At 41.4% G+C, this 14,334-nt stretch carries 12 protein-coding genes; 6 read left to right on the top strand and 6 right to left on the bottom strand.

All coding sequences use genetic code 11. The features are described 5' to 3' along the window. Positions 1–109 precede the first annotated feature (109 nt). From minE to minC, 3 genes are read right to left on the bottom strand one after another with little or no spacing between them, the layout of a single operon-like run. Positions 110–370 (bottom strand): cell division topological specificity factor MinE, encoded by a 261-nt coding sequence (minE, locus tag CWC03_RS03545; protein ID WP_010372964.1) that lies wholly within the window; start codon positions 368–370, stop codon positions 110–112. Between the two features lies 1 nt (position 371). Next, entirely contained in the window at positions 372–1,181 is an 810-nt protein-coding gene (gene minD / locus CWC03_RS03540; RefSeq protein WP_010372960.1) for a septum site-determining protein MinD, read from the bottom strand. Between the two features lie 5 nt (positions 1,182–1,186). Beyond that, entirely contained in the window at positions 1,187–1,891 is a 705-nt protein-coding gene (gene minC / locus CWC03_RS03535) for a septum site-determining protein MinC (RefSeq protein ID WP_138580602.1), read from the bottom strand. Between the two features lie 135 nt (positions 1,892–2,026). Here minC and CWC03_RS03530 point away from each other — a divergent pair, with 135 nt between their 5' ends. Both CWC03_RS03530 and CWC03_RS03525 read left to right on the top strand, forming a co-directional pair. Next, positions 2,027–2,308, top strand: coding sequence for a YcgL domain-containing protein (locus CWC03_RS03530; protein ID WP_010605401.1), 282 nt, complete (start codon positions 2,027–2,029; stop codon positions 2,306–2,308). Continuing rightward, on the top strand, positions 2,305–3,321 hold the full coding sequence (locus CWC03_RS03525; protein ID WP_138580601.1) for a lytic murein transglycosylase: 1,017 nt from the start codon (positions 2,305–2,307) through the stop codon (positions 3,319–3,321). Before CWC03_RS03530 ends, CWC03_RS03525 begins: the two co-directional genes overlap by 4 nt. A gap of 195 nt (positions 3,322–3,516) precedes the next feature. On the opposite strand, the gene CWC03_RS03520 is transcribed toward CWC03_RS03525, so the two are convergent. From CWC03_RS03520 to CWC03_RS03510, 3 genes are read right to left on the bottom strand one after another with little or no spacing between them, the layout of a single operon-like run. Then, positions 3,517–4,515, bottom strand: a complete 999-nt coding sequence (locus tag CWC03_RS03520) for a cytochrome d ubiquinol oxidase subunit II (protein ID WP_138580600.1) — start codon at positions 4,513–4,515, stop codon at positions 3,517–3,519. Beyond that, on the bottom strand, positions 4,508–5,854 hold the full coding sequence (locus CWC03_RS03515; RefSeq protein WP_138580599.1) for a cytochrome ubiquinol oxidase subunit I: 1,347 nt from the start codon (positions 5,852–5,854) through the stop codon (positions 4,508–4,510). Before CWC03_RS03515 ends, CWC03_RS03520 begins: the two co-directional genes overlap by 8 nt. Before the next feature lie 15 nt (positions 5,855–5,869). Further along, positions 5,870–6,415 carry a GbsR/MarR family transcriptional regulator gene (locus CWC03_RS03510; RefSeq protein WP_010605404.1) on the bottom strand — a complete coding sequence of 182 codons (546 nt, stop codon included), beginning with the start codon at positions 6,413–6,415 and terminating at the stop codon, positions 5,870–5,872. Positions 6,416–6,663: 248 nt separating this feature from the next. Between CWC03_RS03510 and CWC03_RS03505 the strand changes: the two genes are divergently transcribed. The 4 genes from CWC03_RS03505 to CWC03_RS03485 all read left to right on the top strand — a co-directional run bounded on the left by CWC03_RS03505 (position 6,664) and on the right by CWC03_RS03485 (position 14,122). Next, on the top strand, positions 6,664–7,848 hold the full coding sequence (locus CWC03_RS03505; RefSeq protein ID WP_138580598.1) for an alkaline phosphatase family protein: 1,185 nt from the start codon (positions 6,664–6,666) through the stop codon (positions 7,846–7,848). Between the two features lie 475 nt (positions 7,849–8,323). Next, the gene (locus CWC03_RS03495; RefSeq protein WP_138580596.1) at positions 8,324–9,913 is read left to right on the top strand and encodes a sensor domain-containing diguanylate cyclase; all 1,590 of its coding nucleotides are present in this window, start codon (positions 8,324–8,326) and stop codon (positions 9,911–9,913) included. 95 nt (positions 9,914–10,008) lie between these two features. After that, positions 10,009–11,418 (top strand): YfcC family protein, encoded by a 1,410-nt coding sequence (locus CWC03_RS03490; RefSeq protein WP_138580595.1) that lies wholly within the window; start codon positions 10,009–10,011, stop codon positions 11,416–11,418. Positions 11,419–11,575: 157 nt separating this feature from the next. Further along, the gene (locus CWC03_RS03485) at positions 11,576–14,122 is read left to right on the top strand and encodes a putative bifunctional diguanylate cyclase/phosphodiesterase (RefSeq protein ID WP_138580594.1); all 2,547 of its coding nucleotides are present in this window, start codon (positions 11,576–11,578) and stop codon (positions 14,120–14,122) included. The last annotated feature ends 212 nt before the right edge of the window (positions 14,123–14,334 follow it).

Here is a 14,334-nt window from a genome sequence, read left to right as displayed (position 1 = left end):
TTAAGCAAAGAGTAGGGCAATGTAACGCCCCTTGACAGCTTAATTAGAATGGGCAAAACGAAATAAATAAGGGCTATAGAAATAGCCCTTATTACATTTACTCAAACTGTTACTTTTCATCATCAGGTAGAGTAACGTTTAATTCTAATACTGCTAAATCATCCTCGTTTTGTTCAAACTGGACGTTGACGGCATCCGAATCTACTTTTACGTATTTGCGAATAACATCGAGTATGTCTTGCTTAAGTTGTGGTAAGTAGTCAGGTGTACCACGCTTTGAACGTTCGTGCGCAACGATGATTTGCAGTCGCTCTTTCGCTAATGATGCGCTATTTTTTTTCTCAGAACGAAAATAATCTAGTAATGACACCTTACCCTCCAAAAATCCGTTTGAAGATACCTTTCTTCTCAACTTGTAAGAAACGAAAATCAACGACTTCACCTAATAAGCGGTTAATTGCATCGCTATATGCTTGGCCTGCATCAGACTCTTGGTCTAAGATAACCGGCTGACCTGAGTTAGACGCATTAAGTACTGCTTTTGATTCAGGTATTACCCCTAGTAAGTCAATCGCTAGAATTTCTTTAACATCGTCTACTGACAACATTTCACCGCTATCTACACGCTCTGGATTATAACGTGTTAGCAATAGGTGCTCCTTAACCGGCTCTAGGCCCATTTCAGCGCGTTTTGACTTGCTTTGTAAAATACCTAAGATACGGTCTGAGTCGCGAACGGATGAAACTTCAGGGTTAGTTGCTACCACGGCTTCATCAGCGAAGTACAATGCCATCATTGCGCCTGCTTCAATACCCGCTGGTGAGTCGCAAATGATGAAATCAAATTCTTCTTTCATCTCATTTAGCACACGCTCAACCCCTTCTCGAGTGAGGGCGTCTTTATCACGAGTCTGAGAAGCTGGAAGAATATAAAGTTTTTCAACGCGCTTATCTTTAATCAATGCTTGATTTAGATTTGCTTCACCATTGATAACGTTGACAAAATCATAAACAACGCGACGCTCGCATCCCATGATTAAGTCGAGGTTTCTAAGACCAATATCAAAATCGACAATGGCTGTTTTATAACCCTTTAGCGCTAAGCCAGTACCAATTGCTGCACTTGACGTTGTCTTGCCAACACCGCCTTTACCTGAAGTTACGACAATAATTTTTGCCATCTGATTTATCCTTTGACCAAAGCTGTAATTTTTAATGATTCGTCTTGTTGTGTTATTTGAGCAGCTTGACCCCAGTGTTCACCTTGCAGCGAATCACTGATCCAATAACTCCCGTTTATAGACACCAGCTCAGCTTCTAAGCGCTGACAGAATATACTCGTGTCTTCTTGGCCTTGCGCACCTGCGATGGCACGACCACGTAAAGTACCGTAAATGTGCACGTTACCATCGGCGATAACTTCTGCACCATGACTTACAGCACCTAGCACGATCAGATCACGGTCTTTAGCATAAATTTGCTGACCACTACGTACCGTTCCGTTCACAACTTGAGCAGGAAGATAAACTTGTTTTTCTACTACTTCTGCTGCTTGAGATTGTGATGGGGTACTCGGTTGCACATCCCTTGAATAGTTTAGTACAGAAAACCCGGCTTCTTTGGCTAAGTCGTGCTGACTTTGAGTACCGCTACACACACCCACTGGATTGAGCTGTAAATCGACCAGTGTTTGCTTTAACTCTTTGAATTCTACAGTTTGCTCCTGAACATCAGCTAAATTAACCACAATTGGTGCACCTTGAAAAAATTTAGGCGCTTGCGAAATTTTGCTATCAAGATCTTGCCTTAACTTGGTCAGATCTAAAGAAAACAACTGCAGCACAGAGAGTGTAAATAGATTTCCTTTTAGTTCGAATGTTTGATTTGCCATATGTACTCAAATTTCTGTTACAACCGCCGCTAAAGCCTTATTTAGCTGACTTTAGCGCGTAGTAAAACTTTCCACAACTTACTAATAGCATGGTATAGTGACCGCCCATGATTAGCAAGAATTTATAGGCTTATAATGCTCACCGCCATATACAAAAGTCCAAAAAAAGCGGATACCTATCTTTTTGTAACTAAAAGAGATGATTTTTCCAATGTCCCTGCACCGTTAATGGAAACTTTCGGCACTCCTACCTATGTCATGATTATTGACCTTGCGAGAAGAACAAAATTGGGAATTGCTGATCTTGAAACGGTTAAGCAAAAATTAACTGACGATGGGTTTTACTTGCAACTTCCACCGCATACAGAAAGCTTGCTTGATGAATTTAGAAAGCAAAACGGAGTAACAGATTCGTGATAAAAAAAATTTCCCTACTAGTGGCCTCAGTTTGCTTGTCCACATCAGTCTTTGCTAACACTCAAGCGAAGTTTGATGAATACCTCAAAAACTTAAAACAAGAAGCGATTGACAAGGGCTACACACAACAACTAGTTGATGAGGCTTTTGCAACAGCAGTATTTAAGGAAAAGGTGATTAAGGCTGATAAATCCCAGCCAGAAATTGTTGAAACATTAGAAACTTATTTACCAAAGCGCGTCCCTGAATGGAAAGTCCAACAGGCTCGCAAACTCTACAAAGAACACCAGGAATCGTTAGAAAAAATAGCAAAGGAATATGGCGTACAAGCACGGTTTATCGTCGCCCTCTGGGGCTTGGAAAGTAACTTTGGTCGTATTCAAGGCGGTTATCCGGTCATTAGTGCGTTAGTGACGCTTGCTTTTGATGGTCGTAGAGAAGCTTTGTATAAAAGACAACTATGGGCAGCGCTTGATATTTTAAGAGACGGTCACATTGGTTTAGACGATTTCAAAGGCTCTTGGGCAGGAGCTATGGGTCAAACTCAGTTTATGCCTACATCATTTACCTCTTATGCCGTTGATTATAACAAAGATGGTCGCAAGGACATCTGGACCACACAAGAAGATGCATTTGCTTCTATTGCCAACTACCTAAAAAGCGTGGGCTGGAACGATGATCTTACATGGGGTCGCCAAGTTAAGCTGCCTGAAGGTTTTGACACTAGTTACATCTTAAAGCGCGGTACCAAGTCACATAAAGAATGGCTCAGCGAATGGCGTAAATCAGAACGTTCATTGCAGGAGTGGCAAGCGCTTGGTCTTCGTAGAATGGATGGCACTGACTTGCCACAAGTGAATATTACAGCGGCATTAGTGATGCCAGATGACGCCAATGGCCGTATGTATCTGGCTTATGATAATTACAAGGCCTTGATGAACTGGAACCGATCTTATTACTTTGCTACAAGCGTTGGGTATTTATCTGACAGAATAGGTTATCCAAAGATTTAGCCGCGAAAGGTTGACTTAGCCTGTTCTAGCAACGGGCTTTTTTATGTCTAATTATTGGACGGTATAGCTTGCTGCGCAGTCATTAAACTTGCCGTAAACAAAAAAGACATATAGCAGAGACGAGTATTATCCTTAGTACAATAAAAAGGCAGCGTCCAACTCGCTGCCTTTTGGTTGGGCTAATGTGTGTTAGTGTTAATAGTAGGACAAAGGTTGAACCTTGCCCCAAAAGACTCGGTACGAAAATAACGTATATGCAATTAAGGTCGGCACCACAATGACTACGCCATATAATAAGAAGGTAAGAGCTGATGCATCAGCGACCGCTTCGAAGATGGTTAGCTTGCCTGGCACTACAAATGGATAAAAGCTATAAACTAAGCCAAAGAAGCAAAGCACAAAGATAAATGCTGAAATTAGAAATGGCAACCAAGCACCATTATCCGGGGACTTTGGCAGTTTTTGTAACACAAGTTCTAATATCACAAAGAGCGACAAGCAAATAATCGGGGCGGGTAATACGACTAAGGCCATTGGGAGGTCAAACCAACGTTCATATATCCACTCATTAATCGCAGGGTTGATGATAGAAACGAGTAACACGCCAACAAAGGCTACTCTCGCAAACTTTTTACACCAGCTAATGGCATCTTGCTGCAATTGCCCTTCACACTTCATAATCAGCCATGCTGAACCAATTAAGCCATACGCGCAGACAACGCCAATTCCACTAAAGACCGCAAATGCATGGGCAAGGGGGGTATTGTCAAAGCCTATGACATAGAGCCCCAGCATATACCCCTGCGCAAACGAGGTGAGTAGCGACCCAAATTTAAACACTTTGTCCCACCGTCTTTGGCGTTTAACTCTCGCTTTTGCTCTGAAATCAAAAGCAACGCCACGCATAATTAAACCAAAGAGTAAGAACACAACTGGAATGTAAAGTGCTTGTAGAATCATGCTATGGGCTTGAGGAAATGCGATAAAGGCAAGACCAACAGCTAGAACTAACCATGTTTCATTAGCATCCCAAAATGGACCGATCGAGGCTATCATTGTGTCCGCTGTTTCTTTATCATCCAGCGGGATCATCATGCCAACGCCAAGGTCATAACCATCTAATATTGCATAAACAAGCACTGCGAGTGCCATCAAACCTGCATAGATAAGAGATAGATATTCCGGATTAAACACGAGTCACCTCCTCAGCGAATTCCTTCATGTCATATTCTTCCACCTCAACAGACTTGCTAGCAGTGTGGAACAAAGTGCGAATATAAGCGTACAGTAAGATTGCATATATCGTCAGATAGCCAATGAGTGTAAATAAGACGTTCTCTGAGGCAATTGTTGTGACTGCATCTTCAACTCTTAAGATACCGCTGACGATATAAGGTTGGCGGCCAATTTCAGTGACATACCATCCCGCAAGAGTTGCTATCCAGCCCGAAAAGGTCATAGCTACAAGGGCCTTTAGTTGCCATTTGGGTAACTCACCCTTTTTCCACAGCGTAAATCGGGTAACAAACGCGACCAAAATCATCAGCATTCCCATACCAACCATAATTCTAAAGCCGAAAAAGACGGGCTTAACAGGTGGGTGTTCACCTTTGAATTCGTTAAGCCCTTTAATTTCACCATTAACGTCGTGGGTAAGAATAAAACTAGCCATATTAGGAATGCCTATTGCAAAATCATTGCGCCTTTCTTCCTCGTTAGGAATTGCAAAGAGTAAGAGCGGTGCACCTTTTTCTGTCTCCCACACGCCTTCCATTGCCGCAATTTTTTGTGGCTGATGTTTTAGCGTATTTAGGCCGTGTAAATCGCCAACAAAAGCCTGTATTGGAGTAAGAAGCGCTGCGACCGTCAAAGCCACCGTTAGCGCTTTTTTAGGTGCATGTTTTTCATCGTTTTTCAGCATTCGATATGCACTGACACCAGCTATCAGGAACGAAGCGGTAAGTGCACTGGCCAGTAACATATGGAAGAAACGATATCCGAATGAAGGGTTAAAAATAACTTCAAACCAGTCAGTGGGATACACAATTCCGTCTCTGAGCTCAAAGCCTGTCGGGGTTTGCATCCAACTGTTCAAAGACAAGATCCAAAATGCTGAAAGTGTTGTACCGATAGCTACAAGGAAAGTAGCTAAAGTATGTATTTTAGGTGGCACACGCTTCATCCCAAACAGCATTATCCCCAGAAATGTTGCTTCCATAAAAAATGCGGTCAGTACTTCATAACCTAGTAAGGGACCAGCAATATTGCCGACTTTTTCCATAAATCCAGGCCAATTTGTACCGAACTGGAAAGACATAGTAATGCCGCTAACCACTCCAAGGGCAAAAGATAACGCAAAAATTTTGACCCAAAAGCGATAGGCCCGCAACCAAACAGGGTGGCCAGTCAAGTCATACTTGAGTTTAAAAAACGCCAGAAACCAAGCTAATGCGATGGTTATCGTGGGGAAGAGAATATGAAAACTAATATTTGCCGCGAATTGTATTCGCGACAACAACAACGTATCAAGCATGACGCACCTCGCACTTTAAGACTTACGTAATAATTTATCCTTTAAATCTATTACTTTACTCACAGAAGAACCGAGCTTCATCAACGATTGCAATTGCTCTGGTGATAGACGTTGAAGTTCCGCTGACCACTTAGTGACGGTTTCAAGTAGGTCATGAATGGATTGCATTTGCTGCTGCGCATACACTTCTTCTGGTGAGTTAGCGCTATCTAGGATTTGGTCACGAAGTAGAGTGAGTGTTGGGTCTATTTCTCTTTTTCTTCTCTCTTCAAATACGCGGTTAGCGAGATCCCAAATAGAGCCGTTTGGAGAGTAATATTCTTTACGGTCACCGGGAATATGGTGCACCTTGACTAGCTGCCAAGATTGCAATTCTTTTATTCCCATACTTACGTTACCGCGTGAAATTTTTAACGCATCGGCGATTTCGTTTGCTGTTAATGGTTTTTCATTAATAACCAACAAACCAACCATTTGCCCTATCGTTCTGTTGAAACCCCACCGGCTTCCCATTTCGCCGCAATGAAGTACAAAATTTTCTATTTTTGGTGATAAGTTCATTGTTTTAAACTTTCAGTAATTATTGAAACTTTAATATAAAGGTCACTTTGACTTAGATCAAGCATTAATTAAGCTCAAGTACAACATAGTGAAAGTTAACCTTCCCCGAATATCTATAATTGCTATCCACTGACCGCAAATCAATATAAATTTCAAATCATTGTGATTTAATGCGTCAGCAATCCACGGATTATGCTGCACATCCCCATACTTTTGCAGCGGTACTCACATAACACGGGAATTTATACATGCTAAAAATCCTCCTTTTCGCCTTATCTATCTTTAGTTGCACTGCTTTTGCTGAGCGCGCGACAACCATATTGATTTCCATCGATGGGTTCAGATGGGATTACATCGAAAAACACGATGCAAAGAATATCGCAAAGCTTGCCAAAGAGGGCGTCCGCGCGACCAAGCTATGGCCTCAATATCCTACTAAGACTTTTCCAAATCATTTATCTATCGTTACGGGTTTAAAACCAATCAATCATGGCATCGTCGATAATTACTTTTGCGATAGGAAGCGAGACGAGTGTTATAAGATGGGTATGGGTAAAATAGATAGCTCGTGGATAAGTGGTATTCCCTTATGGAATCTTGTAAAAATGCATGGATATAAATCTGCCGCTTATTTTTGGCCTGAATCAGATGCTAGAATCAATGGTATGACGCCTGACTACTATTATCACTATTCAAAACAAGCTGATTATAAGAATCGTCTTAATGAAATACACAATTGGCTAAAATTACCAAAAAGCGAAAAACCATTGTTTGTCGCCAGCTACTTTTCTCTGGTGGATACCATGGGTCATGGATTCGGACCAGATCATGAAAAAACGAGAGAAGCAGTACAATTTGTTGATGGCTTAATCGGAGATTTTGTCGCAGCGTTGAAAAAGGACAAAATTAAAGTGAATTTGGTACTCGTTTCTGACCACGGTATGGCAAATATCGAGCCAGAGAAAGCTGTGATCCTCGAAGAGCTTGACATCCCTAAAGAATGGACTTTAAAAAACAGCGGAACGAGAGTGTCACTTTATGCGCTAGGCGAAAAAAAACTTGAAGCAGAAACACTTATGCAGACGCTACGTGAAAAAGCGGATGGTCGATATGAAGTATTGAGTAGTGAGCAAAAGCAGCAACTCAATGACGGTGAATCTTCTCGTATTGGTGATATTATCTTGCAAGCAAAAGCGCCCATTGTCTTTATGCAAAAAGGTAATCAAGCCTACTATGGTACCCATGGGTATGAAGTGACACCTGATATGGCCGCATTTTTTGTCGCAAGTGGCCCCGCCTTTAAATCAGGTGTAACGATAGAACAAGCTAGCAATTTAGAGGTTTACCCTACACTTACACACATTATGGGGCTTAAGCCTCTAAATGAGCTTGATAGCAAGGGAGAAAATCTATTTAAGCTGGTTAGGCAGTAAAACAGGTTATTTATGATGTTCAGGGCTAATGAATAACTTGGCTCTGAACTTGATGAGTAGAGTAAGTTACTTTTTCTTGGAGGGTTTCATTAGCCGTTTTGCTAAAGCAAATACAATATAGACAAGAACCAAGGAATTAAGGACAAGCAATGCATCTTTATCAGATACGAACATCCATATCGCCGCAAGCGCAAGGCAAGCAAGTGTAAAGTGGCCAACTAGTGGATTTGTAGTCTTTTTCTTCATTAAGAACTTCGCTGTATTTATGTTCAGATTATTTTACACCTGATAGCTGAGACAATACCAATAATCTGTTCAAAAAACTAAATATTTTTGACCATGTGGTTATAATACGGGCACACAGAATGTGAACGTTCTAATTCGTTGCTGGTCTGACCAGAGTTTGATATAGATTAACTGTTTCACCCAAACGAATAGCTAAAATGTCATGGAAGTACATTAAAGAGAATTTTTAGTGGTACAAATAAATAAAGCAAAACATTGGTTAGACCTTAAAAAGCTGATACTTATTCTGGCCACATTATGCGTATTTACTTCGTTACTAAACGCATTGTTTTCGAGCTATCAAGTGCAAAAACAAGTGATGGTAAAAGATACGTTAGAGGCAAACCGTGCTTATGCAGCTAAGTTAGCAGATGTTACCGATCTTTTCTTACAATCAGTATTGATGCAATTAAAAGCGTCGAGCGACACCATCGCCTCGCAGCTCGATGACCCTGAGCTGGTCGACAACGAACTTAAGCAAATGCTTACACGAACTCATAGTTTTGATTCAATCGTGCTAGTCAACGTTGAAGGAGAAATTATCGGTGCTCAACCCAGTTCACTTGGTGTTGTTGGGACTACGCTTATAAATGAAGCCGAAACATCGCCACTTCGTAAACAGGCACCTTTCATCGTAGGGCCATTTACCTCTCCCGCTGGAAATTTGATGGTGAGCCCAACGCATCCAATGTTTGATAACAAGGGGAATTTTGCCGGCTTTATCGCAGCGGGCATTTACCTAAAAGGAGATAATATCTTAGGCCGATTATTAGCGAACCATCATCATCAGGACAAAACCTATGTATATGTTACTGGCCCCAATGGTAAACTCATTTATCATCATGATGACCATCGTATTGGACAAGACGTCACCAAAAATGAGGTCGTTGAATCATTACTCAGCAAAATCTCTGGTTCTGCTCAAATAATCAATACCCAAGGTGTAGAAATGCTAGCTGGGTATGCTTCCGTACCCACAAGTGGTTGGGGGGTCGTGGCCCAACGGCCATTAGAGGTCACGATGTCACAATTATCGAACACTATGCAGCACGTCTTAAAAACGACCATTCCGTTTACCGTATTTTTGTTGATTTGTGTGCTTGGACTCGGAACTTTAATTGCTAAGCCTTTATGGCGATTAGCTAAGTTATCTGAGCAAGTGGAAGATGGCAGAAACATTGATTTTCCACACGTATCAACATGGTATTACGAAGCGGCATGGCTTTATCAGGCTATGCGCAGTAGTGTTAAGAACTTAGGAGCACAGATCCAACGCTTTGACGATGAGAGAAAGCAAGATCAACTAACTCATTTATTCAATCGACGCGGAATGGAGAAGTGGCTTGAATCGGCCTATGAGCAGCGAACTCCCTTTAGCATTATTGCACTCGATATTGACCATTTTAAGAAAGTAAACGACACCTATGGTCATGATATTGGTGATATCGTAATACAAAAGCTTGCCGAATTAATGCGTACCAATGCCCGCGAGCAGGATCACCTGTGCCGAAGTGGAGGCGAAGAATTTTTAATGTTTCTTCCTCATGTAGACATCAATAAGGCGGCAAACATTGCAGAGCGTTTACGGGCATGTACTGCTGAAACTCAATTTGATGAAGCGGGGCATATCACGATTTCTCTTGGTATTTCTCATTGGCCATTGTGTTCTGATGATTTGCATCACGCGCTTAAACTTGCAGATCGTAGCCTTTATCAGGCCAAGGCCAATGGTAGAAACCGTGTTGAACACGCCGTTTTAGCTAACCACAATGTAGCATAATTGGAAATCTGATATTAAAAAGTGAAATTTGCTCCGAATATCGGTAAGATGCGTTGCAATTTTTATCGTTACCTTTATTTGGAGCTGTACTTTCCATGGCAAAAACATTGAAAGTTCCTCATACGCTAGTCTTGCTACTAGGTATGATGCTAATTGCACTGCTGTCGACCTGGATTATTCCGCAAGGTTTTTTTGATACCGCAACCACAGACTCTGGTAGACAAGTTGTACTTGCTGGCACCTACCATATCGCAGATGAGTCTGTTCGTCTTACTCCTTGGGATCTATTAAAAGCAATTCCTCGTGCTTTTGCCGCTGCACAAGATGTAATCTTCTTTGTGATGATAGTCGGCGGTGTACTCGCTATTGCACGCGCAACCGGTACTGTTGATGCGTTAATTGGCCGCTTACTTGAGAAAAATGGCGATAAGCCACAAAAACTCATTTTTATGGTTGTATTCTGTTTCGCAATCGCGTCAAGCGCTATCGGTACTGCCGGAGAGTACATTCCTTTTGTACTTATTTTGGTAGCGCTGTGTAAAGCGATGAAATTAGATGCCATGACCGCGGTAGGTATGATTATCGCAGGCTACGGTATTGGTTATGGTGTCTCAGCGTTTAACCCATTTACGGTATTAATCGCCCAGCAAATCGCCGAAGTACCAGTATATTCAGGTATTTGGTTACGATTTACGATTTTTATTCCATTTGTGTTAATTGGATTTCATCATGTATGGAACTACTCGAAAAAGGTACAGCAAAACCCCGAATATTCGATGATGAAAGGTGTGCCTTGTCCACTTGCGGGGCAGGAAGCTCCCAGCTATCCACAGCTTAATGGTCGTCATAGAACTGTTCTATTTACTTTCATTGTAACTCTCGTGTGTGCGGTTTGGGGGATTGCAACTCAAGGATGGTATCTATACGAGCTAGGTGGCTTATTTATCGCATGGGGTGTCGTGATTTCAATTCTTGGTAAACTGTCAGCAGATGAAGCAGCAAACCGTTTTATTGAGGGGGTCTCAGACTTAGTTACTACTGCGGTGCTTATTGGTGTAGCTCGTGGTATTGCACTTATTCTTGAGGATGGTCAAATCCTGCACACGATCGTACATGGCCTTTCCACACCACTTTCTTATGTAGCTGCAGAAATTTCGGCGGTGGGTATGTTAATTATCCAAACGCTTTTAAATATGTTCATACCATCGGGCTCAGGTCAGGCTTATGTCACTATGCCATTGATGGTTCCAGTGGGTGATTTAGTTGGGGTACCAAGACAAGTTGCAGTGCTGGCCTATCAATTTGGTGATGGTTTCTCCAATATGATAGTACCAACTAATGCGGTGTTAATGGGGATCCTTGGTATGGCAGGGGTTCCTTACACGCATTGGTTTAAATTCTGCATGCCGTTAATGGCTAAACTTATGCTGGCTGCCGCAACTGTGCTAGTCCTCGCGGTTATGTTTGGCTACGGCCTTGACGTACAACCGCAAATTACCGGCTAATCTCTCTAAAGTAAGATGGCGTCTACCGACGCTATCTTCTTACCACTGAATCACTTAAAGCAAATTTATTGATCTGACTTTATATTCTATGTAGTTTATTGAGCTATTATTATCTATTAGACACATCTCTTGGATAGGATTGGCCGTACAGACTTCTATGAATTTATCGTTTAGCCATTTTTACAACATGACATCCACCAGCCAGCGATATCAATTTGCCTTAAAGCAATTGTATGAGCGCTTTGATGCTGATCACTGCTTTGTGGGTAAGTTTATCGATAACGATAAGCGTGTAAAAACCGTGATGTATCTTGCGGATGGTGAAGAAGTCGAGAATATTATTTATGACCTAGAAGGCACGCCATGCTTTGACGCAAAGGCGAGTAACGGCGTTTGCAGTGTTACCAGTGGCCTGCAGCAACTTTATGAAGAGGATGAAATTCTTCGTGTCCTTAGTATAGAAGGGTATTTAGGAGTAACGCTAAGAGCATTAGATCACACTCCTATCGGTATAATGGTCTGTCTATTTAACAAGGAACAACATGTTAGCCATGAAGAAAAGCTATGGTTTCAAGAGCTAGGGCATTTAATCTCTACCGAACTTAGTCATAATTTAGAGCTGAATAAACAAGGTATTTTGCTCAAACAGCTTGCGAAAGGCGAGCAGATAGCAGATTTGTGTACTTGGACTTGGCAGCTCAAACAAAACAAACACTATTTTTCCTCTCATTTAAATCATTTGCTGAAAACACAAGCAGATTCACCTTCATTATCATTGCTTCTTGATAAGCTCATCATAGAAGATAGTGAAAGGTTAAGGGTTGCATTGGAGAAGGTGAGGTTAGGTGCTGTTCGCAATATAGATTTACAAGTTTCGTTAACGTCACGGACAGAACATCATGGTCTACTGCGAATTATCGGACAGGTTGAGCCAGATGATCAAAATATAGATGACGTAATCTTCACTGCAACCATTCAAGATATTAGTTACATTTCTTCACTTAATAAGCAGCTTGAACTGACCAATGTTGTTTTCGAGCATGCGACGGAAGCGATTATGATCACCAATAATGATAATAAAATTATTATGGTGAATCGTGCGTTTGAGCGATTAACGGGTTATACCGGCTATGAATTATTAGGCCAAGATCCTGCGGTGCTATCATCTGGTAAGCAAGATAAATCATTCTATGAAGCCATGTGGGCGTCGCTGAACACAATTGGTCACTGGAAAGGGGAGATCCACAATCGTCGCAAGAACGGTCAGATTTATCCTGAGGAATTAACACTTAGCGTGGTGAAAGATGAGCAAGGCAAAGTCGCTAACTATGTCGGCATTTTTAGAGATATTACCGAATGGAAACGTAACGAGTCTCAACTTACCTTTTACGCAAACCATGAGCCGTTAACAGCACTTTTAAATCGACGTAGTTTTATGCAGCGATTGGAAGAACAAATATCAGGATCCAGAAGTAATAATAGCAGTTGTTCACTGCTTTTCATTGGTTTAGACAGGTTTAAAGAGGTGAACGATGTTTTTGGTCCGGAAATTGGCGATAAAGTACTCATATCTGTTGCGAAAAGATTAAAAAATGCAGTGCGACAAAATGATATTGTCGCAAGATACGGTGGTGACGAGTTTGCGTTGTTACTTACGCGCAGCGATGTGGAAAGTGCGATTAAGATTGCTCAAAAGCTTTCACAGAAACTCTCTCAGCCCTACGTATTTAACGAAATTACCATAGAGGTCACATGCTCTACAGGTATTGCACAACTTGAAGCCGGCTCTCGGATCACTGCGGCTAACTTACTCAGAAACGCAGCCCATGCACTTAATAGTGTGAAGAAGACCGAGCGCGGGCAGGTAGCCCTACACAATGCGGCAATTCAAAACGCCTATTTAAATAAAATAAAGCTTAGAGATAAGTTAAAACAAGCTCTGAAAGAAGGGGCGCTCACCGTTTATTATCAGCCGATCGTTAATGCAGATACCAACCGCATCGCAAAATTTGAAGCCCTAGTGCGTTGGTTTGACGATGAGTACGGAATGGTATCGCCAGGTACGTTCATTCCTATCGCTGAAGAATTTGGTCTTATTCATTTAGTTGGACAGTTTGTGCTTGAGCGCAGCTGCCAAGACTTAGCAAAGATCCACCAAGCTGGTTTTACAGAGGTTGGGATCTCTATTAATCGCTCTGTTAGCGAGTTTAAAGCCAGTATTAATCAGGTGAAGTTAATCACCTGTGCTATTGAAAAAGCCAAGGTCCCTTATGAAGCAATAACCATTGAAGTTACCGAATCGCTTGCTACAAACCGCTATACATGGAAAACGCTTAATCAACTAAGAGAACATGGGATCAAGGTTTCGCTAGATGATTTTTGCACTGGCTATTCATCACTAAGTAACTTGATAGAAAATCAAGTAGATTATCTAAAGATAGACAAAAGCTTTGTCGACAGCTTAATGTCTGATTACAACAAACAAGTAATGATAGACTGCCTTATTAAGCTCAGTGATAAGTTGGGAATTGGTGTGATAGCCGAAGGGGTAGAGCAGTTTACTCAACTTGAGAAATTACGAGAGCTCGGTTGTCATCATATTCAAGGATTCTTTTACAGCCCCGCAAAACCAATAGATGCCTGCCTTGAGTTACTCACAACAGACGCTTTTGCTGAACAAACACAAAGTGCATTAGAAAAATAAAGGTGTGATATTTTGATATCACACCTCAGAAATAGCAGATTGTTTCTGTGTCTTTATTATACCAATTGAATTAATTCTCTAATCAATTTGAAGGGTGAAATAGCATATTAGCTTCGTTAAAAATTTCTCATTTAGAACAACTAAATAGCAAAATTTTTGCCTTGCTACTAAAGCTATTTCCCCGCTTCAAGATAGATCATTTACTTAATACA

It is taken from the genome of Pseudoalteromonas sp. S2755 (assembly GCF_005886535.1).
Lineage (GTDB): Bacteria > Pseudomonadota > Gammaproteobacteria > Enterobacterales > Alteromonadaceae > Pseudoalteromonas.
Note: the sequence above shows the minus strand (reverse complement) of the source record. Positions and strands in the feature narration are given on the sequence as shown.

What these genes read in the sequence shown, in the direction of transcription:
- minD (WP_010372960.1), bottom strand. Translation starts at nt 1,181, where the DNA reads ATGGCAAAAATTATTGTCGTAACTTCAGGTAAAGGCGGTGTTGGCAAG.
- minC (WP_138580602.1), bottom strand. Translation starts at nt 1,891, where the DNA reads ATGGCAAATCAAACATTCGAACTAAAAGGAAATCTATTTACACTCTCT.
- CWC03_RS03530 (WP_010605401.1), top strand. Translation starts at nt 2,027, where the DNA reads ATGCTCACCGCCATATACAAAAGTCCAAAAAAAGCGGATACCTATCTT.
- CWC03_RS03515 (WP_138580599.1), bottom strand. Translation starts at nt 5,854, where the DNA reads ATGCTTGATACGTTGTTGTTGTCGCGAATACAATTCGCGGCAAATATT.
- CWC03_RS03510 (WP_010605404.1), bottom strand. Translation starts at nt 6,415, where the DNA reads ATGAACTTATCACCAAAAATAGAAAATTTTGTACTTCATTGCGGCGAA.
- CWC03_RS03505 (WP_138580598.1), top strand. Translation starts at nt 6,664, where the DNA reads ATGCTAAAAATCCTCCTTTTCGCCTTATCTATCTTTAGTTGCACTGCT.
- CWC03_RS03490 (WP_138580595.1), top strand. Translation starts at nt 10,009, where the DNA reads ATGGCAAAAACATTGAAAGTTCCTCATACGCTAGTCTTGCTACTAGGT.
- CWC03_RS03485 (WP_138580594.1), top strand. Translation starts at nt 11,576, where the DNA reads ATGAATTTATCGTTTAGCCATTTTTACAACATGACATCCACCAGCCAG.